The sequence below is a fragment of the Streptomyces sp. NPDC048277 genome (assembly GCF_040652235.1).
GTDB lineage: Bacteria > Actinomycetota > Actinomycetes > Streptomycetales > Streptomycetaceae > Streptomyces.
Window position 1 is genome coordinate 864,243 of record NZ_JBEZLQ010000001.1, and the last position, 25,001, is coordinate 889,243.

The following is a 25,001-nucleotide window of genomic DNA, read 5'->3' on the forward strand; positions in this document are numbered from 1 at the left end:
GGGAGTGCCCCCTTCGGGGCCGCTGAGCGCAGTTGTGTACCGGGTCTGTACCGACTTCCTCCGATGTCCGAGTTAGCCGTTAGCCTGGCGCGACGCACTCGCATTCGGGATGGGGGACGGTCGTAACGCATGGCCAGGGAATTCCAACGCGGCCACAAGGCCAGGATCAGTGATCTCACGGCGGGCACGGATCTGTACGTAGGCGTGCAGATCTCCGGACCCGGGCTGACCTTCGACATCAGCTGCTTCGGCCTCGACGCGGACGAACGCCTCTCGGACGACCGCTACTTCGTCTTCTTCAACCAGCCGAAGTCCCCCGAGGAGTCCATCCAGCTGCTGGGCGCGCAGGCGGGCGACACGGAGTCCTTCCGGGTCACGCTGGACCGGATCCCGCCGCAGATCCAGAAGCTGTCGTTCACGGCGACCCTCGACGGCGCCGGGCAGATGTCGCAGGTGGCTCCCGGGTACATCCGTATCGTCGCGGGCGGCGAGGAGGTTGCCCGGTACTCCTTCAGCGGCTCGGAGTTCTCCACCGAGCGCGCCGTGATGCTGGGCGACCTGTACCTGAAGGACGTGTGGCGCTTCGCCGCCGTCGGACAGGGCTTCGACGGCGGTCTGGAGGCGCTGCTGAAGAACTTCGGCGGCGAGGTGCTGGAGGAGGCGCCCGCCGCGCCGGAACCTCAGCAGCCGGCGACCGGGGCCGCGCCCGGATTCGCGCCGCCCGCCTTCGCCGTCCCGTCCGGACCCGTCCCGTCCGCACCCGCGCCCGCCCCGGTCACCCCCGCACCCGCTCCGGCACCCGCCCCCCAGGGCTTCACCCCGCCTCCGGCCCCCGGTCCCGTGCCGGTCCCGAACGTGCACGGCGCGCCCACCGTCATCGCCCCGATGGCCCCGCCCGCCGCAGGCCCAGTGCCGCCGCCGGCCCCGGCGCCCGCGCCCTACGGTCAGCCGCCCGCCCCGCCCGCTCCCATGCCACCGCCCGGCTACGGCCGGCCCCCGGCGCCCCCGCAGGCCCCGGGCCCGCCGCCCGGGTACCCCCAGGCCCCGGCCCCGCCGCCGGGCTACGGCCAGCAGCCGCCGTTCGGACAGGTCCCGGGCCAGCAGACCTACGCGGTTCCGCAGGGCGCCCCCCAGGGCGGTGCCGGTGTCGGTGCCGCGCTCCAGAAGTTCAAGGAGACGCCCACCGGGCAGCGCTGGACGCCGCAGAACAGCAAGCTCATCCGCGCCGACCTCGGCATCGGCGGTCAGCCGGTGCTGGCCCGGCAGGGCAGCATGGTGCTCTACCAGGGCAAGGTCGACTTCAGCTACAAGGGCGCCGGATTCGCCGGCCGGATCGTGGGCAACGTCACCGGCCAGGAGATGCAGCTGATGCGCTGCACCGGCAACGGCCAGGTGTTCTTCGCCGAGAACTCCTCCTACCTGCACCCGATCGAGCTCCAGGGCGACGCGATCTGCGTCTCCGCCGAGAGCGTCCTCGCCTTCGACGAGAGCCTCCAGCACGAGGTCCGCCGCATCGAGGGACACGGCATCCCCGGCGGCGCGCTGTTCACGATGCAGTTCCAGGGCACCGGCACGATCGTCGTCAAGACGCACGGCACGCCCGTCGTGCTGCCCGTGACGCCGACGACGTTCGCCGACTGCAACGCGATCGTCGCCTGGTCGGCCGCCTCCCAGGTGATCGTCTCCAGCCAGGTCCGGATGCGCCGCAACGCCTACCCGGGCGACACCGGCGAGAGCGTCAACCTGCAGTTCCGGGGCGCGCCCGGCAACTTCATCGTCGTCCAGCCGTACGAGGTCTGAGGGAGCCCGTCATGAACCAGCCGCTCGCGGGCTACGCCCCCGCACCCGTCACCGCCCGCATGGAGAACCACGGCGACCACATGCTCAAGGTCGCCATGCAGACCGGCAACGACCTCCTCGCGCGCGTGGGGTCGATGGTCGCCTACGAGGGCTTCGTCCAGTACGAGCCCAACCCGCCGGCCGTGCGCCAGATCGCCCGGGACTGGATGACCGGCGAGGGCGCGCCCCTGATGAAGTGCTCCGGCGACGGACTGCTCTACCTCGCCGACTACGGCGCGAACGTCGTCGTCATCAACCTCAACGGCGACGGCATCTCCGTCAACGCCACCAATCTGCTCGCCTTCGACGCCCATCTGACGTGGGGCGTGGAGCGGGTGAAGGGCCTCGCCAAGTTCGCCGGGCAGGGGCTGTGGAACACCAAGATCTCCGGGCAGGGGTGGGTCGCGCTGACCTCCCGGGGCAAGCCGATCGTCGTCGACTGCGGCGGCGGCGAGGACGAGACGTACGTCGACCCGGACGCCCTGGTCGCCTGGTCCCCGAACCTCAAGGTGAAGGGCAAGCGCAGCTTCAAGGCACAGTCGCTGATCGGCCGGGGCAGCGGCGAGGCCTTCCAGATGGCCTTCTCCGGACAGGGCATCGTCGTCGTCCAGCCCAGCGAGGACAGCACCGACCGCCTCCGGGTCCGGGGCTGAGGGGGAGTCAGGAAACCATGCAGAGCCCGCTTTTCGCCTTCAACGACTCCCAGGCCCGGGACCGCTACAGCCTCCAGAACAAGCAGATGCTGCGGGTCGTCCTGGAGGGCCACGACGACATCCTCGCCCGCAAGGGCACGATGGTCGCCTACCAGGGGCTCGTCGAGTTCGACGCCGAGTACCAGGGCCACCAGCAGGCACGCGCGCGTGCGTACACCGGCGAGGGCCTGGACCTGATGCGCTGCCACGGGCAGGGCACCGTCTACTTCGCCAACCTGGCCCAGCACATCCACGTCCTGGACGTCGAGCAGGACGGCCTGACCGTGGACAGCAGCTACGTCCTCGCCCTGGACTCGTCCCTGCACTACGAGGTCGTCGCCGTCGACAGCCTCTACGGCATCTCCGGGTCCGGGAAGTACCAGCTGAACATCACCGGGCGCGGCAAGGTCGCCCTGATGACCTCCGGCGCGCCGCTGCTGATGCAGGTGACGCCCGACAAGTACGTCAACTGCGACGCCGACGCCATCGTCGCCTGGTCCACCGGGCTGCGCGTCCAGATGCAGGCCCAGACGCATTCCTCGGGCGTGTGGCGGCGCCGCGGCAACACCGGAGAGGGCTGGGAGCTGAGCTTCATGGGAAGTGGCTTCGCGTTGGTCCAGCCGAGTGAACTGCTGCCTCCGCAGAACGCTCAGATCGGTCACGGCGTCGCCGCCCAGTTCGGTATGGGCCAGCAGGGCGCGCGCGGGATGAACCAGGGCAACGTCTGGAGCTGAGAGCCCAAGACGTAAGGGGCGCCCGCCTGGGCAGGCGCCCCTTACACATACGTCGCGATCACCGGAGACACCGCGTCAGAGCCGTGCGCGGGTGCCCTCCAGCAGTCGTACGACCGAGTCGTCGGCGACCGCCGCGACCTCGTCGTAGGCGAACCAGCGCAGGTCGAGGGACTCGTCGCTGATCGCGTGGGCGGCGCCCCGCGGGGCGAGGGCCGCGTACTGGACGTCGAAGTGCCAGTGGCACGGTGCCGGGATCGGGTGCCGGTCCAGGCGGACCGGGCCGCCCGGCAGCAGCGTCAGCCCCGGGATCCCGGACTCCTCGGTCGCCTCCCGCAGGGCCGCCGCGGCCAGGGTCGCGTCGCCCGGCTCGCAGTGGCCGCCCATCTGCAGCCACATCCGCAGCTTCCTGTGCAGGGTCAGCAGCACCCGGCCGTGCTCGGGGTCGACGACCAGGGCGCTCGCCGTGACATGGCCCGCGTGACAGGCCTTCCACATGCCGTCGGGGTGTGCCGCGAGATGGTCCAGGTAGGCCTGGCGCAGCTCGTCCTGGTCCTCGTACCCCTTGAGGGCGAGGACCGCGTCGTCGTACAGGCTCACTCGGTGCCGTCGCCCTGGTCGTCCTTCTTGCGCAGGTCGGGCTTCTCCGCCGCCTCGCCGAGCATCTTGTCCAGCTCGGAGAAGTCCAGCTGCTCGCGGTGCACGAAGCCGTCCGGGTCGTCCAGGTCGGACGCCGTCGGCAGCATGTCCGGGTGGGCCCACAGCGCGTCCCGGCCGTCGACACCGCGGGCGTCGGTGAGCGAGGCCCACAGGCGGGAGGCGTCGCGCAGCCGGCGCGGGCGCAGCTCCAGGCCGATCAGCGTGGCGAACGTCTGCTCCGCCGGGCCGCCCGTGGCACGGCGGCGGCGCAGGGTCTCGCGCAGGGCGTCGGCGGACGACAGACGCGGCTTCGCGGCCGCGTGGACCACCGCGTCGACCCAGCCCTCCACGAGCGCCAGAGCCGTCTCCAGGCGCGCCAGGGCCGCCTTCTGCTCGGGGGTGTCCTCCGGCTGGAACATGCCCTGCTGGAGGGCGTCCTGGAGCTGCTCGGGGTTCTGCGGGTCGAACTGGCCGACCACGTCCTCCAGCTTCGCCGTGTCGACCTTGATCCCGCGCGCGTAGCCGTCGACCGCGCCGAACAGGTGCGAGCGCAGCCACGGCACATGCGCGAACAGGCGCTGGTGGGCCGCCTCGCGCAGCGCGAGATACAGCCGCACCTCCTCCTTGGGCACGCCGAGGTCCTTGCCGAACGCCTCGATGTTCACCGGCAGCAGTGCCGCCTTGCCGGCCGGGCTCAGCGGCAGGCCGATGTCGGTCGAGCCGACGACCTCGCCCGCGAGCACGCCGACGGCCTGCCCGATCTGCGTGCCGAACATGGCGCCGCCCATGGAGCGCATCATGCCGATCAGCGGGCCCGCCATGGCCTGCATCTCCTCCGGCAGGACATCGCCCATCGCGGCGCCGACCCGCTCGGCGACCGGGTCGACCAGCTCCTGCCAGGCGGGCAGCGTCGCCTCGACCCACTCCGCGCGCGACCAGGCCACGGCCGAGCCGGAACCGGACGGCAGCGACGTCGCGTCGTCCAGCCACAGGTCGGCCAGCCGCACGGCCTCCTCGACCGCCGTGCGCTCGGCGGGGCCGACGCTCGCGTCCTTGACGCCGTCCGACGTGCCCTGGGAGACCGTCTGGCGGGCGATCTGCTTGGCCATGTCCCAGTTCACCGGGCCGCCCTCGTACGAGAGCATCTGGCCCAGCTGCTGGAAGGCCGCGCCCAGGTCGGTGGGGTTCAGCGAACCGAACATGGCAGCGAACGGATTGTCGGCGCCGGGGCCGCCGAAGCCGCCGGCTCCGGGTGTGCCGAAACCGAACGGATTGGCCGGTCCCTGCCCACCACCGCTCTGCTGGTCCTTCTTCTTGCCCTCGTCGCCGTCTTCCGGCTCCTCCGGCGGAAGGCCGAAACCGAATGGGGTGTCACTCACGGGAATCCTCGGCTGGTAAGGCCACCGGTTCTCTCCGGCGGCGCGGCTGCCCGACAACACCACCCAGCGTAGACACCCGGACCCGATCGGGCCTCAGTGCTTCGCCGACAGTCGGCCTGCGGCAGGATGGATGCCACCTGGTACGTACGCGTCACTCGCGCTCGTACTGAAGACAACCGCTGGAGACGCCCGGTGAGTTCCCCAGATCCGCAGGTTCGCGCAGCGCGAAACCACTCAACCCCTCCCGCCGTGCGCGGGCCCGTCGTCGCCGTGACCGGCGCCGCGACCGGGGTCGGCGCGCTGCTCACCGAGCGGCTGGCCGCGTCCGAGGAGATCAAGCAGGTCATCGCGATCGACGAGCGGCGCGGGGAGTGCCCGGACGCCCAGTGGCACATCCTCGACGTGCGGGATCCGGCCATCGCGGACAAGCTCCGTGGCGCCGACGTGGTGGTGCACCTCGCGCTCGATCTGGACCTGGAGACCGATCCGGCGGCGCGTACGGCCTACAACGTGCGCGGGACGCAGACCGTGCTGACCGCGGCGGCCGCCGCCGGGGTGCACCGGGTGGTGCTGTGCACCTCCTCGATGGTCTACGGCGCGTTGCCGGAGAACGAGCTGCCGCTGTCCGAGGACGCGGAGTTGCGTGCCACCGCCGAGGCCACGGGGGTGGGGGACCTGCTGGAGATCGAGCGGCTCGCGCGCCGGGCGCCCCGCGCGCACCCCGGGCTCAATGTCACCGTCGTGCGCCCCGCGGTGCTCGTCGGGGGCACCGACACCGCGCTGACCAGGTACTTCGAGTCGCCTCGGCTGCTGGTCGTCGCCGGGTCGCGGCCCGCCTGGCAGTTCTGCCATGTCGAGGATCTGTGCAGCGCGCTCGAGTACGCCGTCCTGGAGAAGGTCGACGGGGAGCTCGCCGTCGGGTGCGACGGGTGGCTGGAGCAGGAGGAGGTCGAGGAGCTCAGCGGGATCCGGCGGATGGAACTGCCGTCGGCCGTCGCGCTGGGGGCGGCTGCCCGGCTGCACCGGATCGGTCTCACGCCGTCGCCGGCCGGGGATCTCGCGTACACGATGTATCCGTGGGTGGTGAGCGGGAGCCGGCTGCACGACGCCGGGTGGCGGCCCGGGTGGACGAACGAGGAGGTGCTCGCCGAGTTGCTGGAGGAGGTGACCGGGCGGCACACCGTCGTCGGGCGGCGGCTCGGCCGCAAGGACGCGACGGCCGCGGGTGCGGCGGGTGCCACGGTCGCGCTGCTGGGTGCGGCGGCCGTGGTGCGGCGGGCCAGGAAGGCCCGGCGGCGGATCTGAGGTCCCTCGTGTTGGAGGACCCTACGAACGCGCACGCGCGTGTGCCTGCTGTCAGCCGTATTCCGTGTGGTCCCGGGCTTGCGGCACGATGGGGGTATGGCTGCTATGAACGATCATCCCGGTGAGCAGGGTGCCGACGATCCCGTCAAGCTGATCGGCATCCGGGAGAGCGCGCTCTCCGTGGACGAGGTCTTCGCGGCCGTGGGGGACGACGCGGCCGGGGGAATCGCGCTCTTCGTGGGGACCGTGCGGAATCACGACGGGGGCGCCGACGTGGACGCGCTCGGGTATTCGTGTCATCCCAGTGCCGAGAGCGAGATGCGGCGGATCGCCGAGAAGGTCGTCGCCGAGTATCCGGTGCGGGCGCTGGCCGCCGTGCATCGGGTGGGGGACCTGCGGGTGGGTGATCTCGCCGTGGTCGTCGGCGTGTCGTGTCCGCACCGGGGGGACGCCTTCGAAGCTTGTCGGAAGATGATCGACGACCTCAAGCACGAGGTGCCCATCTGGAAGCACCAGACGTTCTCGGACGGTACCGAGGAATGGGTCGGGGCCTGCTGAAGAGCCCCCGCCCGGCTTCCGGTTGCGTAACCCCACCCCCGGCGTGAGCGTTGTCACTGCGGATGGCTAATCTGCTGATCAGTCAGTCGCGGATGCTCATGGGGTTGGGAGGTCGGCATGGCGGCGCTCGTCTGGTTGCTGATTCCGCTTATGGCTGGGGTCGGTGCCGGTCTGTGGGGCAGCTGGGCCAATCGGACGAGGAGAGTCCGGAGTGACGGCCCCGAGCTGGACGGGTACGCGCGGTTCCGCGAAGCCATGGAGAAGTCCCACTCCGGTGGCTGAGGCACGTGGGACGGCGGCCCTGACGGTGCGCTGACAGGCGCGTCCCGTACTGTCTTTGCATGCCACGCCGCACCGCGACGATGCTCGCCTCCACCCTGATGCTGATCGCGCTCCTGTGCGCCGGAGTGCTCATCAACGTGCCGTACTCGGAGATGTCCCCCGGCCCGACCGTGAACACGCTCGGGAACCACGACGGCGAGCCGGTGCTGCAGATCTCCGGGCACAAGACCTACACGACCTCCGGGCATCTGAACATGACCACGGTCAGGGTCACCAGCGCCGACTACAAGATGAATCTCGTCGAGGCGGTCTACGGCTGGCTCTCGCACGACGACAAGGTCGTGCCGCACGACACGCTCTACCCGGACGGCAAGACGGAGCAGCAGTCCACCCAGGAGAACGCCGAGGAGTTCAGCCAGTCCCAGGAGAGCGCGAAGGTCGCCGCCCTCAAGGAACTGGGCATCCCGGTGAAGTCCTGGGTGATCGTGTCGACGGTCCTCAAGGGCTCGCCGTCCGAGGGCAGGCTGCACGCCGGTGATGTGATCAAGGCCGTCGACGGGACGACGGTCAAGCAGCCGGCCGACGTCGCCACGCTGGTGACCAAGCACAAGCCCGGCGAGGACGTCGTCTTCACCGTCGTACCGGCCAAGGAGCAGGCCGCCGCCGAGAAGGCGAACAAGACGGCCACCAAGACCCAGAACGTCACCATCAAGACCGCCACGTCGGACGACACCGGGACCAAGCGGGCCATCGTCGGGATCTCCGCCGGGACCGACCACACGTTCCCGTTCTCCATCGACATCAAGCTCGCCGACGTCGGCGGGCCCAGCGCGGGGCTCATGTTCTCGCTCGGTATCTACGACAAGCTGACCCCGGGCAGCCTCACCGGCGGCAAGTTCGTCGCCGGCACCGGCACGATCGACGACGACGGCACGGTGGGTCCCATCGGCGGCATCTCGTTGAAGACCATCGGCGCGCGCAGCAAGGGCGCCCAGTACTTCCTGACCCCGGCCGACAACTGCGCCGAGGCCGCCCAGGACACCCCGAGCGGGCTCACCCTGGTCAAGGTGAAGACCATCGGCGACGCCCTCGGCGCCCTCAAGGACATCCGCAGCGGCGACACCGGCGCCCTGCCGAAGTGCAGCACCAAGGGCTGACGCACGGACACGGAGGACACGGACGTGGCTGGGGGCGCCCTTCCTGACAAGGGGCGCCCCCAGTGCCGTGGACGAAGACCTCGTGCCGTAACCGCGGCCTAGGACCTCAGTCCTCGAACGTCGCCTTGAGCGCCTCCGCCAGGCCCGGGACCAGCTCGGGCCCGGTGAGGACCTCCGTCGGCGAGTCCTTCTCGCGCAGGCGCACCGCCGAGTCGCGGGTGCCGTCGCGCAGCACGGCGACCGTCATCCGGACCTCCTGCCGGTCGGGATGCTGGGCCACCCACTTCGCCAGCCTCGCCTCGCTCATCCCCTCCGGGACCTGGGACTCGGCGGCCGGGGGCAGCATCAGGCGCTCCACCGTGAGCGCACAGCCGACCACCGCGTCCGGCCACGCGATGGTGCCCAGGAACTCATCGAGCGCCTTGTCCGTTGGCACTTCGTCCTGCTCGATCGGAGTGAGACCGGTGGTCGCGGACTCGTCCTCCAGACCGAGCTGGGCGGCGAGAGCCGGTTCCTGGGCGCGCAGCCGTGCGGTGTCGACAAGGGCGAAGAGGCGAGCGGGCTGGTCCCAGCCGAGGCCGGAGGCGTACTCGTCGATCTCGAGTACGGCCCGGGTGAGCGGGTTCGCTGCCATGGGAGTGTTGGACATGGTCACAATCCTGCCTCGTTCATGGCCGGAATCGGGAACCGAGTAAGCCGTGAGTAAGTTGCATAGGTGTGGCCCCGCGATCACAGGGGGCCACGGAGGGCTCACCGACACCGGGGCCTGACGGAACAAGAAGCAGACACGACAGCGAACTTCGAGGTGCGCACCTTGGCTTTCCAGATGCCGGACCGCGGCGGAGGCCCGACGGGGCCACGGATCAGAGCGGCGGGCCACCCGTCCCGGCGCGTCCGTACCCTGCTCATGACACTGGGCGTCCTTGCCGTACTCGGCATGGCGTTCAGCATGTTCGCGGGGTTCTGGACGAACTGGCTCTGGTACCGGTCGGTGCACTACTCCTCGGTGTTCACCACCACTCTGTGGACCAAGATCGGGCTGTTCTCCGTCTTCGGTCTGCTGATGGCGGCCGCGGTGGGCCTCAACATCTGGCTCGCGCACCGGTTGCGGCCCCCGCTGAGTGCCATGTCCATGGAGCAGCAGAGCCTCGACCGCTACCGGATGGGCATCGCGCCGTACAAGAAGTGGCTGCTGCTCGCGGTCACCGCGCTGGTCGGGCTGATCGCCGGCGCGTCCGCGGCCGGCCAGTGGCGCACCTGGCTGATGTGGGTCAACGGCGTGCCCTTCCACCAGAAGGACCCGCAGTTCCACCTCGACGTCTCCTTCTACGCCTTCGACCTGCCCTGGTACCGCTTCCTGCTGGGCTTCGGCTTCGCCACCGCGATCCTGTCCCTGATCGCCGCCGCGCTCACCCACTACCTGTACGGCGGGCTGCGCGTCACGAGCCCCGGCGCGCGTGCCACCGGTGCCGCGACCGGCCACCTCTCGGTGCTGCTCGGCTTCTTCGTCGCCCTCAAGGCGGTCGCCTACTGGCTCGACCGGTACGGACTGGCCGTGAAGTCCAGCGACTTCAAGGCCACCGACAACTGGACGGGCCTCAGATACGTCGACGCGAACGCGTATCTGCCGGCCAAGACGATCCTGTTCTGCATCGCCGTCATCTGCGCGCTGCTGTTCTTCGCCACCCTGTGGCGGCGCACCTGGCAGCTGCCCGTCATCGGCTTCGGCCTGATGGTCCTCTCGGCGATCCTGATCGGCGGCCTCTATCCGGCGATCGTCCAGAAGTTCCAGGTCCAGCCCAACGAGCAGGCCAAGGAAGCCCCGTACGTCCAGAAGAACCTCAAGGCGACCCGCCAGGCGTACGGCATCGACGACACCCAGGTCAGCGAGTACACGGGCAAGAGCACCACCACGGACAAGACCAAGCTCCGGGGCGACGTCGACGACACGGCGAGCATCCGGATCATGGACCCGAACATCGTCTCGCCGACGTTCCAGCAGCTCCAGCAGATGCGGAACTACTACGCGTTCCCGACCAATCTGGACGTGGACCGCTACAGCAAGAACGGCAAGGTCCAGGACACCGTCATCGGTCTGCGCGAGCTGAACCTCGACGGCATCCCGAAGAACAACTGGATCAACGACCACTTCCGCTACACCCACGGCTACGGCGTGGTCGCCGCCAAGGGCACCGAGGCCGACGACCAGGGCCAGCCGGTCTTCACCGAGTCCGACCTGCCGTCCACGGGCGACCTGGGCACGTACCAGCAGCGGATCTACTACGGCGAGAAGACGACCACGTACTCGATCGTCGGCGGTCCCCAGAAGGAGATCGACTACTCCGACGACAGCGGTGAGAAGACCACCAGCTACGCGGGCAAGAGCGGGGTCAGCCTCTCCAGCCCGATCAACCGGGCCGCGTACGCGGTGGCGTTCAACGAGCCGCAGATCCTCTACTCCGGAGCGATCGGCGAGGGCTCGCGCATCCTGTACAACCGCACGCCCAAGGAGCGCGTCGAGGCGGTCGCCCCCTGGCTGACCATCGACGGCGACGCGTACCCGGCGGTCGTGGACGGCCGTATCCAGTGGATCGTCGACGCCTACACGACGACGAACGGCTATCCCTACGCCTCCCGTACGACCCTCGGGGACACGACGGCCGACTCGCTGACCGCGACCAACACCTCCCGCGCGGTGGTGGCCCAGCAGAACCAGGTCAACTACATCCGCAACTCGGTGAAGGCGACCGTCGACGCGTACACCGGCGCCGTCAAGCTCTACCAGTGGGACACCGAGGACCCGGTGCTGAAGACCTGGATGAAGGCCTTCCCGGACACCGTGCAGCCCAGAAGCGCCATCTCGGCGTCCCTGATGGACCATCTCCGGTACCCGCAGGACCTGTTCAAGGTCCAGCGCGAGCTGCTCACCCGCTACCACGTGACGGACGCCCAGACGTTCCTCACCGGCAGCGAGGTGTGGCAGGTGCCCGACGACCCGACCAACAAGTCGGGCGACGCGGTGCCGCCGTACTACCTGAGCATGAAGATGCCCGACCAGAGCGCGCAGACGTTCTCGCTGTCGACGACGTTCACACCCAACGGGCGTGACAACCTCAGCGCGTTCATGTCGGTCGACTCCGAGGCCGGTTCGAAGGACTACGGCAAGATCAGAATCCTGAAACTGCCGACCAGTACGACCGTCGACGGACCCAAACAGGTCCAGAGCCAGTTCAACTCCGAACAGGACATCGCCGCCGCCATCAAGCTCCTCAAGGGCGGCGACTCCGAGGTGGAGTACGGCAATCTGCTGACCGTGCCACTGGACGGGGGCCTGCTGTACGCGGAGCCCGTCTACGTACGCGGTGCCGGGGTCAAGTACCCGCTGTTGCGTAAGGTGCTGGTGACCTTCGAGGGCAAGACCGCCTTCGAGAACACCCTCGACGAGGCGCTCAACAAGGTGTTCGGCTCGGACGGTTCGGACACGGGATCCTCGGACACCGGGACGACCACACCGCCGACGTCCGGCAACCCCACGGTCCAACAGGCGCTGAACGACGCCCAGAAGGCCTTCGACGCGGGCCAGGAGGCCCTGAAGAAGGGCGACTGGACCGCGTACGGCAAGGCGCAGGCCGAACTGCAGGACGCGCTGAAGCGGGCCGAGGAGGCGCAGTCCAAGGCCGCGGACAGGACCGGCAGCGGCACCGCCAGTCCGAGCAGCAGCCCCAGCCCCGGTGCGAGTACCAGCCCCAGTCCGAGCGGGAGCTCCAGCCCCAGCGGCTGAGCGGGTCGGCGGCTGGGCAGACCGGGGGTGATCAGCTCAGCTCCGCGCCGTGATACGGTTGCAACGCAACGGCGCGGGGTGGAGCAGCTCGGTAGCTCGCTGGGCTCATAACCCAGAGGTCGCAGGTTCAAATCCTGTCCCCGCTACTGAAGTCGAAGGCCCGGATCCTCTTGGGATCCGGGCCTTCGTGGTGTCCGGGGCGATGGTCGGTGACGTTCGGACGGACGGCGAACGCATGTACCGGTGGACGGGTCGCCGCGCCGCTGTGGGGAGTTGGCGGAGATGTGTTTGACTTGTCGTTCTGTGGGCATGTCGACAAAACGCTGAAGTGACCTCACGGTCTGCGGTATACGTGGTGTACCCAGGTTGCAGGTGGTGCGACGATGAACGTTATGGGGGACAAGGCAACTCTGTTCGAGACAGGGCGTTTTGTGCAGCCTTCGGGCGAGGAGCCGACCCGCGACGAGGCCGCCGAGGCCGCCGAGGAGGCGCGCCGTCGGATGCAGGCCGCTGCCGGTGACGTCGAGGCGATGAGTGTCCTCGGCGCCATGCTGCTGCGCCGTGGCGACCTCGACGGAGCCGAATCCCATCTCCGTGCCGCCACCGCCGCCGGTGACCGCGCCGCCGCCAACAACCTCGGTGTCCTGCTGCACCAGCGCGGCTACCCCGAGGAGGCCGCCGGATGGTGGCGGATCGCCGCCGTCGCCGGCTCCGCGGCCGCCGCCCACGCGCTGGGCCGTTACCACCGCGAGCGCGGGGACGAGCCCGCCGCCGAGTACTGGCTGCGCCAGTCCGCCGAACAGGGACACGCGCTCGGCGCCTACGCACTGGCCGACCTGCTGGAGCACCGGGGGGACCCGGACGCCGGCCCGTGGATGCGGGCCGCCGCCGAGCGCGGGCACCGGGAGGCCGCCTACCGGCTGGCGCGCGCACTCGACCGCAGGGCGGCCGTGAACGAGGGCGAGGCCGGGGGTGACAACGGTGTCGGCGCGCAGGCCGCCGCCGGGGCCCCGGAGTCCGACGAGGCCGAGCAGTGGTACCGGCAGGCCGCCGCGCGCGGACACCGCCGGGCCGCGCTGCACCTCGGGGCGATCCTCGAGAGACGGGGTGAGCTCAAGGAGGCCGGGCGCTGGTACCTGACCTCCGCCAAGGACGGCGAGGCCCGGGCCGCCTGCGCGCTCGGCTTCCTGCTGCGCGACGCCGGGGACACCGAGAGCGCGGCCGTCTGGTGGCTGCGGGCCGCCCAGGACGGCGACGGCAACGCGGCGAACGCGCTCGGCGCGCTGCACGCCGAGCGCGGCGAGACGCAGACCGCCGAGCGCTGGTACCGGGCGGCGATGGACGCCGGTGACGACAACGGGGCGTACAACCTCGGGCTGCTCTGCGCCGAGCAGGGGCGGACCGCGCAGGCCGAGCAGTGGTACCGGCGGGCGGCCTACGCGGGCCATCGGGAGGCGGCGAACGCGCTGGCCATCCTGCTGCTCCAGGTCGGCGACACGAGCGGCGCCGAACCGTGGTTCTCCAAGGCCGCCGAGGCCGGGAGCGTGGACGCCGCGTTCAACCTCGGGATCCTGTACGCCGGGCGGGGCGACGACGCGCTCGCGCTGCGCTGCTACGAGCAGGCCGCCGCCGCCGGGCACACCGAGGCGGCGCTGCAGGTCGGCATCGCCCGGCTGCGGGAGGGCGACGAGCCCGCCGCGGAGCGGCATCTGCGGTGTGCGGCCGGCGGCGGAAGCGCCGAGGCCGCGTACCGGCTCGCCGCCGTACTCGACGCACGGCGGCCGCCGGTGCCCGAGCACGAGCTCGGGGAGTCGTCCCTGAACGTGAAGACCGAGTGCGAGGAGTGGTACGAGCGGGCCGCCTCGCAGGGGCACCGCAGGGCCCAGGTGCGGGTCGGGATGCTCGCCGCGGCGCGCGGGGACGTGGTGGAGGCGGCCCGGTGGTACCGGGCGGCGGCCGAGGCGGGATCGCGAAACGGGGCGTTCAACCTGGGGCTGCTGCTGGCCCGGGAGGGCAGCGAGCCGGAGGCCGCCGTGTGGTGGGAGCGGGCCGCCGACGCGGGGCACGGGCGGGCGGCGCTGCGGCTCGCCCTCGTCTACGCGCGTCGGGGAGAGCTGGCGGTGGGACAGCAGTGGGCCGACCGCGCGGTGGCGCTGGGACCGGCGGAGGTGACCGAGCGCGCGGGGCGGCTGAGGGACGCGCTGCGGCAGGAGCTGTCGGCGTAGGCCGGCGCCTTCCCGCAGGTCAGAGGGGCTTACCGGTATTGATTTGCCTCTGCCCGCGTCCCTCACGTAATGTTCAGTTCACCGGCGCGGGGTGGAGCAGCTCGGTAGCTCGCTGGGCTCATAACCCAGAGGTCGCAGGTTCAAATCCTGTCCCCGCTACTGAAGACCGAGGGCCGGAGTCCGGAAAAGGACTCCGGCCCTCGGTGTTTCCACGACATATGGCCTACGGCGTATGGCCCACCGCCTCCTCGTACAGCGCGCGGTCGACCGTCCGTGCCTCCGGGAGCGGCGAGCCCGGTTCGACGCCCTGGGCCCGGTACGCCGACTGGAGACGCGTCGTCGTACCCGCGCGGATCTCCCAGTCCATGCGCAGCGGCGGGGTGGCCCGCAGGATCGCGGCGTCGGTCTTCAGGAGCTTCGCGAGGTAGGTGACGAAGCTCGCGTCCGACTTGTAGTCGCCGGCGAAGTACGTGTCGACCGTCCGGATGTACGCCCTGAGCAGCGCCACGCCCGCGTCCACGTCGTCGTCCAGCAGCGTACGGCCGAACAGCATCCCGCCCAGGGGCTCGCCGAGGGGCTGGCCGCCCAGGAAGGCGTAACCCGGCTTGCCGCTGACCTGGCGCCACACCGGGTCCAGCAGCCAGGCCGAGTCGACACCGCCGTTCTGCAGGGCCGTGAGGACGTCGGCCGAGCCCAGCTGCTGGTAGCGGATCCTGTCCAGGCCCCCGCCATGGCTCGCCAGCGCCTTCTGCATGGGGTAGGCGATCACCGACCCCTTGCCGATCATCGTGCCCAGCGTGCGCCCCGCCATCGCTACGCCGGCCGCGCTCTCGCCGTTCTTCAGCCGTACCCACAGGCCGCTCTGCGACCTGAGGTCGGGCGAGAAGTTGCCCGCGACCCACTTGATGTCGAAGCCGCCGCGGACACCGTTCATCACGGCCGCCTCGGGAGCCGCCCACATCGCGTCGATGTCGCCCTTGGCCAGCAGCGGAAGCGCGTCCGGGGTGGGCAGCACCTTGAGCGTGACGTCCAGGCCCTCCGCCTTGAACTCGCCCTTGTCGAGGGCGACTTCGAGCGGTGCCACGTACTCCGCGCTCAGTGTGCCGGTGGCGATCGTGATCTTGCGGGGCCTGGCCAGCGGGACGGCCGCCGGACTGCCCGGTGAGCAGCGGGCCGGGGCGCGGGTCGTGGAGAGGTCCGCCGGGTCGGTCCAGGACGCCTTGCCGCAGCCCGCCACCGGACGGACCGTGCGGGGCGCCGTGGCCGTCTCGGTGTCCCCGGAGCCGGAGTGCTTCGCCGAGCAGGCCGTCGTCGCCAGCAGGGTCAGCGCGGCCGTCGCCACCACATATCGATATCGAAGAGCTCTCATGACTGCCCCCGTCCCCGGTCCCGCGGCGCCCACGGCGTGAGCAGGCGGCCGGCGAGCCGTATCAGCTCGGAGAAGACCACGCCCAGCACGGCGACGCAGACGATCCCCACGAACATCACGTCGTTCTGGAACAGCGCGCGCGAGTCGAAGATCAGATGACCGAGGCCGTCCGTGGCCGCGATCTGCTCGGACGCGACGATCACCAGGACCGCCACTCCCGCGGCGATGCGCGCGCCGACCAGGACCGCCGGCAGCGAGGCCGGGAGCAGGACGTGCCGGAACATCTGCCACGGCGAGGCGCCGAAGACCCGGCCCGCGTCCCGATGGCCGGACGGGACGGCGATCACCGCCGACATCGTGGAGATCCAGACGAAGAAGAAGACGGTCACGGCCACCAGGGCGACCTGCGGCCCTTCGCCCAGCCCGAACATGTTCAGGAAGATCGGGAGCAGGGCCAGCTTCGGTACGACGTACAGGGCGTCCAGGAGCGGCTCCAGGGCCGCCTTGACCAGCGGGAGCGAGCCCATCAGCAGGCCCAGCGCGTAGCCGGCCGCCGTCCCCACGGCGTAGCCCGCGAGCACCCGGCGGGTGGTCGCCCAGACGTCCGGCCACAGGTCGCCCGCGGTCGCCCGGTCCCAGCCGTCGGAGAGGATCGTGGACGGGGCCGGGTAGACACGGTCGTCGATCCAGCCCTGGGTCGCGGCCAGCTGCCAGAGGAGGACCAGGAGGACGGGGACGGCCGTCGCCAGGACCAGTTCCAGGGCGCGCCGGCGCCGGTGGGTGCGGGCCGGGTGGAGTTCGGCCGGGCCGGGGGCGCGGACCAGGACGGGGGTTTCACGGACCGGGGTCACGGTGGTCATGCGGGTACCGCCTCCTTCCGCAGCAGCTCCCACAGCTCGCTCTTCAGCGCCGTGAACTCGGGGGTGTCCCGGATGCCGCCGGTGCGCGGGCGCGGGAACGGCGGGCGGTGCTCGGCGATGATCCGGCCCGGCCGGGCGGACATCACCAGCACCCGGTCGCCGAGGACCAGCGCCTCCTCCAGGCTGTGCGTGATGAACAGGGTGGTGGTGCGCAGGGCCTGGGTGAGGGCCAGCAACTCGTCCTGGAGGATCGTGCGCAGTTGTGCGTCCAGGGCGGCGAACGGCTCGTCCATGAGGAGGAGTTCGGGTTCCACGGCGAGGGCGCGGGCGATGGCCACGCGCTGGCGCATACCGCCGGACAGGGCCGCCGGGTAGGCGTCGGCGAAGTCCGCGAGGCCCAGCCGGGTCAGCCAGTCCCGGGCGCGGGCGTCGGCCTCACGGCGCGGGACGCGCTGGATGTCGAGGCCGAAGCGGACGTTGGCCTGGACCGTCTTCCAGTCGTAGATGCCGTAGTCCTGGAAGATCATCGCGGCCGGGCGGGGGCTGTCGGTACGGATCTCCAGGCGGCCGCCGCTGGGCCGCAGCAGCCCCGCCGCGATGCGCAGCAGCGTGGACTTGCCGCAGCCCGAGGGACCGACGAGACACACGAACTCGCCGCTCGCGACGGTCAGATCGAGCGGGCCGAGGGCCTCGACCCGGTGGGGGGTTCGGCCGAAGGCGCGGGTCACGGCGTGGGCGCGGAGCTTCGGATACGGCGGCTGGGGCGAAGGCGGCTGATGCGGCGAAGGCGGCGGATACGGCTCTCCCACGGGGTCTCCTCGCAAGAGTGCGGACCCGTTGACCATATGACGGACCGTCAGATTCGGGAACCCCGTGTGCGTGTACGACGCAAAGACCCCGGCGCCACCAGGGCACCGGGGTCTTTCGGGACGTTCGTCAGAGGGCTGACGCGCAGTTCGGGCACAGGCCGCGGTACGTCACCTCGACGTCCGACACCGTGAAGCCGAACCGCTCCGAGGTGGGGAGGTCGGCCAGCGGGTTGCCGGTCGGGTGGACGTCGCGGATCGAGCCGCAGCGGGAGCAGACCAGGTGATGGTGCGGCCGGTGCGCGTTCGGGTCGTACCGCTTGGCGCGCTTGTCCGTCGAGACCTCGAGGACCTCGCCGAGCGTGACCAGCTCGCCCAGGGTGTTGTAGACGGTGGCCCGGGAGATCTCGGGCAGCTTGACGACAGCCCTGGCGTGGACCTCGTCGGCCGTCAGGTGGACGTGTTCGCCGTCGAGGACCTCGGCCACGACGCGTCGCTGCGCGGTCATCCGCCATCCGCGTCCACGCAGCCGTTCCAGAAGGTCACTCATGTTCTTCAGCCTAACAGCAGCCGGACCACTTTCCGAATAGGTGTGACTTTGGAGTCGAGCTCGACTTGGACTAAGTCCAATAAGGGGTCGGCTTCCTGGTCATGCGGAGACGGGCTGGCGGGCCCCGACCCAGCAGCGGATGATGTCGCGGACCGAGACGATCCCGGCCGGCTCGCCGCCGTCGAGGACGATCAGATGGCGGAAGCCGCCCTGGGCCATCGCCCGCGCCGCCTCCTCCAGGGTCCAGGTCGGCGTGCAGAACACGACGTCGTTGGTGGTGTGGGCGTGGATGCGTTCCGCGTCCGGGTTCTGGCCCAGGCCGACGGAGTCGAGGATGTCGCGTTCGGTGAGGATCCCGATGCCGCCGGCGTCCGGGTCGTGGACGATCGCCGCGCCCACGCGACGCGCGGACATCAGGGCGGCAGCCTGGCGGAGGGTGTGGGCGGGGCCGACGGTGAGAACCACCGTGCTCATGGCGTCACGGACGAGCATGAAAGGTGCCACCTCCTAGGGAATCGCGGAGATAGTTCAGCGATTCACAAATTCACAAGTGGGGGTCCTCTTAGGGTGGCAGGTAAAGCGAGGGTCAACAAGGGGGTGCGTGTCGCCAATTGAGGGCGCACGCGCTCAAATGTGCCGCGGACGGCTGCTCAGCCGTGCCTCAGGAGACCGTTTCAGTAACGCTGGGAGAGGTACGACAGCAGTTCGTCGTGGAGCAGGCCGTTGGACGCTGCCGCGTTGCCGCTGTGCGGGCCCGGGCGTCCGTCCAGGCCGGTGAAGGTGCCGCCGGCCTCCGTCACGACGATCGCGTTGGCCGCCATGTCCCACAGCGACAGCTCCGGCTCGGCACAGATGTCCACCGACCCCTCGGCGACCATCATGTACGGCCAGAAGTCGCCGTACGCGCGCGTGCGCCACACATCGCGGGTGAGGTCCAGGAAGGCGTTCAGCTGCCCCCGCTCCTCCCAGCCGCCCAGCGAGGAGTACGCGAAGGAGGCGTCGGCCAGCCTGGAGACCTTCGAGACGCGGAGGCGGGAGGCCGAGGACAGGCTGCGGCCGGTGAAGGCCCCGTGGCCCTTCGCGGCCCACCAGCGGCGGCCCAGCGCGGGTGCGGAGACCACGCCGACGACCGGCTGGTAGCCGCCCTCGGCCGCCTCCGTCAGGGAGATCAGGGTCGCCCAGACCGGCACCCCGCGGACATAGTTCTTGGTGCCGTCGATCGGGTCGATCACCCAGCGGCGCGGGCCGGTGCCCTCGATGCCGTACTCCTCGCCGAGGACCGCGTCCCGCGGGCGGGCACGCTGCAGCTGACCGCGGATCAGTTCCTCGGCCGCCTTGTCCGCCTCGCTCACCGGGGTCATGTCCGGCTTCGTCTCGACCTTCAGGTCGAGGGCCTTGAAGCGGTCCATGGTGGCGGCGTCCGCCGCGTCCGCGAGCACATGGGCGAGACGCAGGTCATCAAGGTAGTCCGGCATGTGACGAACGGTATCTGCCGGGGTGGGGGCAGGGCTACACAGGGAGGCCGCGGGACACCGGGGGATGCCGGAGGGATGCCGCAGGGTGACCGGCCGGTGACCTCGGCGCGCCCGCGTGTGTTGGCCGAAGGGCGCCCCCCGGTGCCTTCGCGAACCCTTGACAGTGGATTCGTGCGCGTCAAATCTGGGCGCAGAGTCGCTCGCCCCAGGAGGCGATGATGCCTGCAGCCCGGGAATCCCTGCTGGACGCCGCGTACGCCGCGCTCGCGCGCCGACCGTGGGCCGCGGTGCGGATGGTCGACGTGGCCGCGGCGGCCGGGGTGTCCCGGCAGACGCTGTACAACGAGTTCGGCAGCAAGGAGGGCCTGGCGAGGGCGCTGGTGCGCCGGGAGGCGGACGGGTATCTCGCCGGGGTGGAACGGGCGCTGGGCAGTCATACCGAGGTGCGGGAGCGCCTTACGGCGACGGCCGAGTGGATGGCGGCCGCGGCCCGCGACAACGTGCTGGTACGGGCCATGCTCACCGGGTGCTGGAGCGAGCGGTTGCCTTCGCCGACGCTGTCCGCCGTGCCGTCTTCCTCGGCGGTGCCGGCGCAGCGGCGGGCGGACGGGCCGTTGCCGTCACCCGGGGACTTCGTGCAGCTCGTCAGGGACCGGGCGGTGGCGGTGCTGGCGGGAGGCGGGGCGGTGAAGGGGAACGGTGAACTCGCCCGGTCGTGCGAGCTTGTTGTGCGGCTGGCGTTGTCGTGTGTGGCCGCGCCGCCGGGGGAGGGCGGGGTGGCGGAGCTTGTGCGCGGGGCGCTGTCGCGGCAGCCGGTGTGAGACGGGGTTGGGTGTCGTGTGCGGGCCGGTGGGGGCTTGTCGCGCAGTTCCCCGCGCCCCTGTCGGGGCGCTTCAGTGAGCGGAACCGGACAGTTGCAGGCCGATCACTCCTACGATCACCAGGCTGATCGAGACGATTTTCAGGGTGGAGACCAGGTCGCCCAGGAACACCATGCCGTAGATCGCCGTGCCCGCCGCGCCGATGCCCGTCCACACCGCGTACGCCGGGCCCACGTCCAGCTTCTTCAGGGAGAGGGTCAGCAGGCCGAAGCTGCCCAGGGCGAAGGAGGCGAAGGCTATCGTCGGCCACAGGCGGGTGAAGCCGTGGGAGAGCTTGAGGCATACGGCGAAGCCCGTTTCCAGGATTCCGGCCACGACCACCAGCAGCCACGCCATGTGCTGTCCTCCCGTGTGTCCAGCTCGGTGCGATTATGCACTTACCGAACTCGGGTCAGTACAAACAACGCGGTGGTCAGTCGCCTTCCCTGCGCTCCCGTGTGGCCAGCAGCCGGCGCAGCGAGTAGAGACGGGCCGGGTCCGCGTGGCCCTCGGCGACCCACTCGTCCAGTGCGCAGTCCGGCTCGTCGTGGCTGCACGCGCGCGGGCAGTCGGCGGTGCCGGGCTCCAGGTCGGGGAACGCGTGGATCACCCGGGACGGGTCGATGTGCGCGAGGCCGAAGGACCGGACACCCGGGGTGTCGATGACCCAGCCGTCGTCGCCGGACAGGGGGAGGGCCAGGGCGGAGGTGGTGGTGTGCCGGCCGCGGCCGGTGACCGCGTTCACATGGCCCGTCGTACGGCGGCGGTCCTCGGGGACGAGGGCGTTCACCAGCGTCGTCTTGCCGACGCCGGAGTGGCCGACGAACGCCGTGATCTTGCCGTCGAGATGGTCCCGGACGCGGTGGGCCGCATCCCCCGTCTCCAGCTCCTCGCGGCTGGTGACCACGTAGGGGATCTCCAGGTCGCCGTACAGCTCCAGGAGTTTGCCCGGCGGGGCCAGGTCCGACTTGGTCATGACCAGGAGGGGGGTGAGGCCGCCGTCGTAGGCCGCGACCAGGCAGCGGTCGATCAGGCGGGGGCGGGGCTCGGGGTCGGCCAGAGCGGTGACGATCGCCAGCTGGTCGGCGTTGGCGACGACCACCCGTTCGAACGGGTCGTCGTCATCGGCCGTGCGGCGGAGCAAGGAGCTGCGGTCCTCGATGCGGACTATCCGGGCGAGGGTGTCCTTCTTGCCGGACAGGTCGCCGACCAGGGCGACCCGGTCGCCGACCACCGCCGCCTTGCGGCCCAGTTCACGGGCCTTCATCGCCAGGATCGTACGGTCGTCGACCAGGCAGGTCAGCCGGCCCCGGTCGACCGTGAGGACCATGCCCTCGGCCGCGTCCTCGTGCTTGGGGCGGATGTTCGTCCGCGGCCGGTTGCCCTTGCGGTTGGGACGGGTGCGGATGTCGTCCTCGTCGGTGTGCTTGCCGTAGCGGCGCATGGTCGTACGCCCCTATGCCCCGTCGCTCCCGAGCATCCCGGTCCACAGGTCGGGGAAGTCCGGCAGGGTCTTCGCCGTCGTCGCCACGTTCTCGATCCGGACGTCCGGCACGGCCAGGCCGATGATCGCACCGGCGGTGGCCATGCGGTGGTCCTCGTACGTGTGGAAGGTCCCGCCGTGCAGCGGGCGCGGGCGGATGTGCAGGCCGTCGGCGGTCTCGGTGACGTCGCCGCCCAGCTCGTTGATCTCCTTGGTGAGCGCGGCCAGCCGGTCCGTCTCGTGCAGGCGGAGGTGGGACACGCCCCGGAGGGTGGAAGGGGAGTCCGCGAGGGCGGCGACCGCGGCGATGCCGGGGGTCAGCTCGCCGACGTCGCCCAGGTCCACGTCGATGCCGTGGATCCGGCCGGAGCCGGTGAACTCCAGGCCGTACTCGGTCAGTTCGCAGGAACCACCCATCTCGGTGAAGATCTCGCGCAGCCGGTCACCCGGCTGGGTCGTCCGGGACGGCCAGTCCGGGATCAGCACCCTGCCGCCCGTGACCAGGGCGGCGGCGAGGAACGGCTGGGCGTTCGAGAGGTCCGGCTCGACGGTCAGGTCGCGGCCGAGCAGGGCGCCCGGGGTGACCCGCCAGACGTTCGGCTCGCCGCCCGACTCCGGGGTGTCCACCTGGGCGCCGACCGCGCGCAGCATGTCGACGGTCATCCGGATGTGGGGCAGGGACGGGAGGCTCGCGCCGATGTGGCGGACCTCCACGCCCTGGTTGAAGCGCGGGCCGGAGAGCAGGAGGGCCGACACGAACTGGGAGGAGGACGAGGCGTCGATCGACACCGGGCCGCCGTCCAGGGCGCCGCCGCCGTGCACGGTCAGCGGGAGCGCGCCCCGGCCGTCGTCGTCGATCCGGGCGCCGAGGGCGCGCAGGGCGTCGATCACGCCGTGCAGGGGGCGCTCGTACGAACGGGGGTCGCCGTCGAAGCGGATGTCGCCCGCGGCGAGGGTGGCGACGGGGGGCAGGAAGCGCATCACCGTGCCGGCGTTGCCGACGTCCACCGTGGCGGGGCCGCGGAGCCCGGCGGGGAGCACGCGCCAGGCCTCGCCGGAGCCGTCGGGTCCCACGCCCTCGTCGATGCCGACGCCCATCGCGCGCAGGGCGTCGGCCATCAGCAGGGTGTCGCGGGAGCGGAGGGGGCGGCGCAGCCAGCCGGGTTCGGAGGCGAGGGCGGCGAGGACGAGGGCACGGTTGGTGACCGACTTGGACCCGGGCACGTGAACCGTCGCGTCGACGGCTCCGCGCGCGTGGGGTGCGGGCCAGAGGGCGGTTGGTGCGGTGGGGTTTGCGGCCATGGGGTCACTTTAGTGGCAGCAGGACCTATCGGCCGGTGGGCGGGTGCGGCGCCGTGGGGGCTGGTCGCGCAGTTCCCCGCGCCCCTGTGACAGCGCCCCTTCGGGCCTTGTCACATATGAAGCAGCCACCTGCCCCCGCCGATCAGCGAACACAGCGACACCGTGTGGAACAGGAACAGCCATACGGCCGCCGGGAGATGGGTGAGGCGTGCCAGCTGGTCCGCGTCCGAGTCGCCCGCGCCGCCGCGCGACCGCTTCGCCTGCAGTTCGAAGGCCGGGCGTACGCCTCCCAGCAGCAGGAACCACACCACCGCGTACGCGAACGCCGCCTGCACCTGGGAGCCCGCCAGCCACGACACCAGCAGGAACGCGCCGCCCGTGAGGACCACCGTCAGGACGCCGTAGGCGTTGCGGATCATCACCAGCATCACGATGAGCAGCGCGCTGGCCGCCCACAGCAGGAGGGTGATGCGGCCGGCGCCGAGGAGGGCCGCGCCGCCGAGGCCGAGGAGCGGGGGAGCCGTGTAGCCGGCCGCCGCCGTGAGGATCATGCCGAGGCCGTGCGGCTTGCCCCGGCTGACCGTGAGGCCGCTGGTGTCGGAGTGCAGGCGGATGCCGGTGAGCTGGCGGCCGGTGAGCAGGGCCACCAGGCCGTGGCCGCCCTCGTGGGCGATCGTGATGGCGTTGCGGGATATCCGCCACAGGGTGTGCGGGACGACCACGGCGGCCGCGGCGGCGAGCGTCGCGATCACCACCCACAGGTCGGGGTCGGGCTGGGTGCCCGTCAGCCGGTCCCAGAGGTCGGGCAGCGCGAGGGCGGCGAGGCTGTCCATGGTGTGGCGGTTGCTCCCTCTGGTGATGTGGAGTCTGGCAGTGTTGCACGTATGTGCGGACGGTATGCATCCAGTCGTGGGCCCGAGGATCTCGCAGGAGTCTTTGAAATAGAGAAGTGGGAGCCCGAGGAGACCCTGGAGCCCGATTACAACGTGGCTCCGACCAAGGAGGTGTACGCCGTCCTCGACCGTCCGTTGAAAGACGCCGAGGACCGCCGCCCGGTTCGCCAGCTGCGCAGGCTCAAGTGGGGGCTCGTGCCCTCCTGGGCGAAGTCGCCCGAGGGCGCCGCCCGGATGATCAACGCGCGGGCCGAGACCGTGCACGAGAAGCCGTCGTACCGTCGCGCCTTCGCCGCCCGCCGCTGCATCCTGCCCGCCGACGGCTACTACGAGTGGGTCACCGCCAAGGACGAGCGGGACCTGGAGGTCGAGGGCAGGAAGAAGCGGCCGCGCAAGCAGCCGTACTTCGTGCTCCCCGCCGACGGGTCGGTGTTCGCCATGGCGGGGCTGTACGAGTTCTGGCGGGACCGCACGCTGCCCGACGAGCACCCGCTGGCCTGGTGGGCGACCTGCTCGGTGATCACCACGGAGGCGGAGACCTCGCCGCTGGCGGTGTCCCCGGCCGAGGGGCCGCGGACGCTCGCGGACATCCACCCCCGGATGCCCCTGATGCTCACGCCCGACCGCTGGGACGCCTGGCTCGACCCGGCGCGGACGGATGTCGAGGACCTGCGCTCGCTGCTCGCCGCGCCGCCGGAGGGCCTGATGCGGGCCTACCCGGTCTCCACGGCCGTCAGCAACGTCCGCAACAACAGCCCGGAGCTGCTGACGGAGCTGGAGGGGCCCGAAGAGGGCACACTCTTCTAGCCTTCTGA

General features: G+C 71.0%; 23 protein-coding genes and 2 tRNA genes. 12 read left to right on the forward strand and 13 right to left on the reverse strand.

Annotated elements, in window-relative coordinates; translation table 11 throughout:
* Positions 1 to 129: 129 nt before the first annotated feature.
* From AB0D85_RS04055 to AB0D85_RS04065, 3 genes are read left to right on the forward strand one after another with little or no spacing between them, the layout of a single operon-like run.
* Positions 130 to 1,800 (forward strand): TerD family protein, encoded by a 1,671-nt coding sequence (locus AB0D85_RS04055; protein ID WP_362313096.1) that lies wholly within the window; start codon positions 130 to 132, stop codon positions 1,798 to 1,800.
* An 11-nt stretch (positions 1,801 to 1,811) separates the two neighbouring features.
* Entirely contained in the window at positions 1,812 to 2,492 is a 681-nt protein-coding gene (locus AB0D85_RS04060) for an AIM24 family protein (protein ID WP_362313098.1), read from the forward strand.
* Between the two features lie 17 nt (positions 2,493 to 2,509).
* A complete protein-coding gene (locus AB0D85_RS04065) occupies positions 2,510 to 3,265 on the forward strand; it encodes an AIM24 family protein (protein WP_362313099.1) in 756 nt (251 codons plus the stop codon).
* A 75-nt stretch (positions 3,266 to 3,340) separates the two neighbouring features.
* Here the strand turns inward: AB0D85_RS04065 and AB0D85_RS04070 are convergent, their stop codons facing one another.
* Positions 3,341 to 3,862, reverse strand: a complete 522-nt coding sequence (locus AB0D85_RS04070) for an NUDIX hydrolase (protein WP_362313101.1) — start codon at positions 3,860 to 3,862, stop codon at positions 3,341 to 3,343.
* On the reverse strand, positions 3,859 to 5,280 hold the full coding sequence (locus tag AB0D85_RS04075; RefSeq protein ID WP_362313103.1) for a zinc-dependent metalloprotease: 1,422 nt from the start codon (positions 5,278 to 5,280) through the stop codon (positions 3,859 to 3,861). The genes AB0D85_RS04070 and AB0D85_RS04075 overlap by 4 nt, the downstream gene beginning before the upstream one ends.
* A gap of 192 nt (positions 5,281 to 5,472) precedes the next feature.
* Between AB0D85_RS04075 and AB0D85_RS04080 the strand changes: the two genes are divergently transcribed.
* From AB0D85_RS04080 to AB0D85_RS04090, 3 genes are all read left to right on the forward strand, one after another.
* Complete coding sequence (locus AB0D85_RS04080; RefSeq protein WP_362313104.1) at positions 5,473 to 6,585, forward strand: SDR family oxidoreductase; 1,113 nt, start codon at positions 5,473 to 5,475, stop codon at positions 6,583 to 6,585.
* A 96-nt stretch (positions 6,586 to 6,681) separates the two neighbouring features.
* On the forward strand, positions 6,682 to 7,143 hold the full coding sequence (locus AB0D85_RS04085) for a molybdenum cofactor biosynthesis protein MoaE (protein ID WP_362313105.1): 462 nt from the start codon (positions 6,682 to 6,684) through the stop codon (positions 7,141 to 7,143).
* Positions 7,144 to 7,484: 341 nt separating this feature from the next.
* A complete protein-coding gene (locus tag AB0D85_RS04090) occupies positions 7,485 to 8,582 on the forward strand; it encodes a PDZ domain-containing protein (RefSeq protein ID WP_362313106.1) in 1,098 nt (365 codons plus the stop codon).
* 106 nt (positions 8,583 to 8,688) lie between these two features.
* Here AB0D85_RS04090 and AB0D85_RS04095 read toward each other — a convergent pair whose 3' ends face one another.
* Positions 8,689 to 9,231, reverse strand: coding sequence for a PPA1309 family protein (locus tag AB0D85_RS04095; protein WP_362313108.1), 543 nt, complete (start codon positions 9,229 to 9,231; stop codon positions 8,689 to 8,691).
* Between the two features lie 177 nt (positions 9,232 to 9,408).
* Between AB0D85_RS04095 and AB0D85_RS04100 the strand changes: the two genes are divergently transcribed.
* From AB0D85_RS04100 to AB0D85_RS04115, 4 genes are all read left to right on the forward strand, one after another.
* Positions 9,409 to 12,363: a UPF0182 family protein gene (locus AB0D85_RS04100; protein WP_362313508.1), complete on the forward strand. Its 2,955-nt coding sequence runs from the start codon at positions 9,409 to 9,411 to the stop codon at positions 12,361 to 12,363.
* A 72-nt stretch (positions 12,364 to 12,435) separates the two neighbouring features.
* A tRNA-Met gene (locus AB0D85_RS04105) sits at positions 12,436 to 12,509 on the forward strand.
* A 237-nt stretch (positions 12,510 to 12,746) separates the two neighbouring features.
* The gene (locus AB0D85_RS04110; protein WP_362313110.1) at positions 12,747 to 14,588 is read left to right on the forward strand and encodes a sel1 repeat family protein; all 1,842 of its coding nucleotides are present in this window, start codon (positions 12,747 to 12,749) and stop codon (positions 14,586 to 14,588) included.
* Positions 14,589 to 14,673: 85 nt separating this feature from the next.
* A tRNA-Met gene (locus AB0D85_RS04115) sits at positions 14,674 to 14,747 on the forward strand.
* Between the two features lie 64 nt (positions 14,748 to 14,811).
* Here the strand turns inward: AB0D85_RS04115 and AB0D85_RS04120 are convergent.
* From AB0D85_RS04120 to hisN, 6 genes are all read right to left on the reverse strand, one after another.
* Positions 14,812 to 15,957, reverse strand: coding sequence for an ABC transporter substrate-binding protein (locus AB0D85_RS04120; RefSeq protein ID WP_362313112.1), 1,146 nt, complete (start codon positions 15,955 to 15,957; stop codon positions 14,812 to 14,814).
* Entirely contained in the window at positions 15,954 to 16,817 is an 864-nt protein-coding gene (locus AB0D85_RS04125) for an ABC transporter permease (RefSeq protein ID WP_362313114.1), read from the reverse strand. Before AB0D85_RS04125 ends, AB0D85_RS04120 begins: the two co-directional genes overlap by 4 nt.
* Positions 16,814 to 17,626, reverse strand: a complete 813-nt coding sequence (locus AB0D85_RS04130) for an ABC transporter ATP-binding protein (protein ID WP_362313116.1) — start codon at positions 17,624 to 17,626, stop codon at positions 16,814 to 16,816. The genes AB0D85_RS04125 and AB0D85_RS04130 overlap by 4 nt, the downstream gene beginning before the upstream one ends.
* 127 nt (positions 17,627 to 17,753) lie before the next feature.
* Entirely contained in the window at positions 17,754 to 18,173 is a 420-nt protein-coding gene (locus AB0D85_RS04135; RefSeq protein WP_362313118.1) for a Fur family transcriptional regulator, read from the reverse strand.
* A gap of 99 nt (positions 18,174 to 18,272) precedes the next feature.
* Positions 18,273 to 18,665, reverse strand: coding sequence for a CBS domain-containing protein (locus tag AB0D85_RS04140; protein WP_362313120.1), 393 nt, complete (start codon positions 18,663 to 18,665; stop codon positions 18,273 to 18,275).
* Positions 18,666 to 18,847: 182 nt separating this feature from the next.
* Positions 18,848 to 19,648: a histidinol-phosphatase gene (hisN, locus tag AB0D85_RS04145; protein WP_362313122.1), complete on the reverse strand. Its 801-nt coding sequence runs from the start codon at positions 19,646 to 19,648 to the stop codon at positions 18,848 to 18,850.
* Between the two features lie 218 nt (positions 19,649 to 19,866).
* Between hisN and AB0D85_RS04150 the strand changes: the two genes are divergently transcribed.
* On the forward strand, positions 19,867 to 20,469 hold the full coding sequence (locus tag AB0D85_RS04150; RefSeq protein WP_362313124.1) for a TetR/AcrR family transcriptional regulator: 603 nt from the start codon (positions 19,867 to 19,869) through the stop codon (positions 20,467 to 20,469).
* A gap of 72 nt (positions 20,470 to 20,541) precedes the next feature.
* On the opposite strand, the gene AB0D85_RS04155 is transcribed toward AB0D85_RS04150, so the two are convergent.
* The 4 genes from AB0D85_RS04155 to AB0D85_RS04170 form a co-directional block, all read right to left on the reverse strand.
* On the reverse strand, positions 20,542 to 20,865 hold the full coding sequence (locus tag AB0D85_RS04155) for a multidrug efflux SMR transporter (protein WP_362313125.1): 324 nt from the start codon (positions 20,863 to 20,865) through the stop codon (positions 20,542 to 20,544).
* Positions 20,866 to 20,941: 76 nt separating this feature from the next.
* A complete protein-coding gene (gene rsgA, locus AB0D85_RS04160; RefSeq protein WP_362313126.1) occupies positions 20,942 to 21,952 on the reverse strand; it encodes a ribosome small subunit-dependent GTPase A in 1,011 nt (336 codons plus the stop codon).
* Positions 21,953 to 21,964: 12 nt separating this feature from the next.
* Positions 21,965 to 23,293 (reverse strand): 3-phosphoshikimate 1-carboxyvinyltransferase, encoded by a 1,329-nt coding sequence (aroA, locus tag AB0D85_RS04165; protein ID WP_362313128.1) that lies wholly within the window; start codon positions 23,291 to 23,293, stop codon positions 21,965 to 21,967.
* A 110-nt stretch (positions 23,294 to 23,403) separates the two neighbouring features.
* Positions 23,404 to 24,126, reverse strand: coding sequence for a M50 family metallopeptidase (locus AB0D85_RS04170; protein WP_362313130.1), 723 nt, complete (start codon positions 24,124 to 24,126; stop codon positions 23,404 to 23,406).
* Between the two features lie 51 nt (positions 24,127 to 24,177).
* On the opposite strand from AB0D85_RS04170, the gene AB0D85_RS04175 reads away from it, so the two are divergent.
* Entirely contained in the window at positions 24,178 to 24,993 is an 816-nt protein-coding gene (locus AB0D85_RS04175) for an SOS response-associated peptidase (protein WP_362313132.1), read from the forward strand.
* Positions 24,994 to 25,001: the final 8 nt, after the last annotated feature.

Coding starts and splice junctions, on each gene's coding strand:
- AB0D85_RS04055 (WP_362313096.1), top strand. CDS start 130: ATGGCCAGGGAATTCCAACGCGGCCACAAGGCCAGGATCAGTGATCTC.
- AB0D85_RS04060 (WP_362313098.1), top strand. CDS start 1,812: ATGAACCAGCCGCTCGCGGGCTACGCCCCCGCACCCGTCACCGCCCGC.
- AB0D85_RS04065 (WP_362313099.1), top strand. CDS start 2,510: ATGCAGAGCCCGCTTTTCGCCTTCAACGACTCCCAGGCCCGGGACCGC.
- AB0D85_RS04085 (WP_362313105.1), top strand. CDS start 6,682: ATGGCTGCTATGAACGATCATCCCGGTGAGCAGGGTGCCGACGATCCC.
- AB0D85_RS04090 (WP_362313106.1), top strand. CDS start 7,485: ATGCCACGCCGCACCGCGACGATGCTCGCCTCCACCCTGATGCTGATC.
- AB0D85_RS04095 (WP_362313108.1), bottom strand. CDS start 9,231: ATGTCCAACACTCCCATGGCAGCGAACCCGCTCACCCGGGCCGTACTC.
- AB0D85_RS04100 (WP_362313508.1), top strand. CDS start 9,409: ATGCCGGACCGCGGCGGAGGCCCGACGGGGCCACGGATCAGAGCGGCG.
- AB0D85_RS04110 (WP_362313110.1), top strand. CDS start 12,747: ATGAACGTTATGGGGGACAAGGCAACTCTGTTCGAGACAGGGCGTTTT.
- AB0D85_RS04120 (WP_362313112.1), bottom strand. CDS start 15,957: ATGAGAGCTCTTCGATATCGATATGTGGTGGCGACGGCCGCGCTGACC.
- AB0D85_RS04125 (WP_362313114.1), bottom strand. CDS start 16,817: ATGACCACCGTGACCCCGGTCCGTGAAACCCCCGTCCTGGTCCGCGCC.
- AB0D85_RS04135 (WP_362313118.1), bottom strand. CDS start 18,173: ATGAGTGACCTTCTGGAACGGCTGCGTGGACGCGGATGGCGGATGACC.
- AB0D85_RS04140 (WP_362313120.1), bottom strand. CDS start 18,665: ATGCTCGTCCGTGACGCCATGAGCACGGTGGTTCTCACCGTCGGCCCC.
- hisN (WP_362313122.1), bottom strand. CDS start 19,648: ATGCCGGACTACCTTGATGACCTGCGTCTCGCCCATGTGCTCGCGGAC.
- AB0D85_RS04150 (WP_362313124.1), top strand. CDS start 19,867: ATGCCTGCAGCCCGGGAATCCCTGCTGGACGCCGCGTACGCCGCGCTC.
- AB0D85_RS04155 (WP_362313125.1), bottom strand. CDS start 20,865: ATGGCGTGGCTGCTGGTGGTCGTGGCCGGAATCCTGGAAACGGGCTTC.
- rsgA (WP_362313126.1), bottom strand. CDS start 21,952: ATGCGCCGCTACGGCAAGCACACCGACGAGGACGACATCCGCACCCGT.
- aroA (WP_362313128.1), bottom strand. CDS start 23,293: ATGGCCGCAAACCCCACCGCACCAACCGCCCTCTGGCCCGCACCCCAC.
- AB0D85_RS04170 (WP_362313130.1), bottom strand. CDS start 24,126: ATGGACAGCCTCGCCGCCCTCGCGCTGCCCGACCTCTGGGACCGGCTG.
- AB0D85_RS04175 (WP_362313132.1), top strand. CDS start 24,178: ATGTGCGGACGGTATGCATCCAGTCGTGGGCCCGAGGATCTCGCAGGA.